General features: G+C 43.8%; 1 protein-coding gene. It reads left to right on the forward strand.

Going from position 1 to position 650, the window contains the following annotated elements; all coding sequences use genetic code 11:
* Positions 1–104: 104 nt before the first annotated feature.
* Positions 105–650 (forward strand): tRNA1(Val) (adenine(37)-N6)-methyltransferase (locus tag AB4232_RS22725; RefSeq protein ID WP_372088123.1); only part of this gene is annotated, 546 nt, incomplete at its 3' end.

Raw genomic sequence — 650 nt, forward strand, 5'->3', positions numbered from 1 at the left:
CCAATCATTGTTAGCAACAATAGATAAGCAATTAGAATATTAATTTACACAAATAGTTAACATTAGAGCTAATCACTTAAAATATCTCGATAATCAGAATATTCATGAAAGACAAAACGATAAATACTAAAAGCTTCAATTTTAAGAGGTTCTCTATTTACGGAGGACAGAGCGGCATGCCTGTTAGCACCGATGGAGTACTACTCGGATCATGGATTAACCTTGCCCCTGAATCATTAGTACTCGATATAGGGACAGGAACAGGTCTGTTGGCCTTGATGGCTGCGCAGCGTTTTGAGGATACTTCAATCTCTGCGATCGATATTGATCAGCACGCCATTGATGCTGCCACAGTCAATATTGAGCAGTCGCCTTGGCAAGATCGTATCTCCCTTCATCACGACAGCGTGTTAACCACGGATTTCTCGCAGCAATTTGATGCCATAATTTGTAATCCGCCCTACTTCAACTCTGGTGAACAGGCACAGCAAAGTCAAAGAGCCACCGCTAGACACACCGACAGCTTGGATCACCTTCAACTTGCCCAGTGTTGTTTCGAGATAACAACTGATGCCGCCACCGCCAGTTTTATACTGCCGACGCCCGAAGGAGAAGGCTTCATAAAACTTGCCGAGCAATGTGGTTGGTAC

It is taken from the genome of Vibrio sp. 10N.286.46.A8 (assembly GCF_041470165.1).
GTDB classification, from domain to species: domain Bacteria; phylum Pseudomonadota; class Gammaproteobacteria; order Enterobacterales; family Vibrionaceae; genus Vibrio; species Vibrio tasmaniensis_A.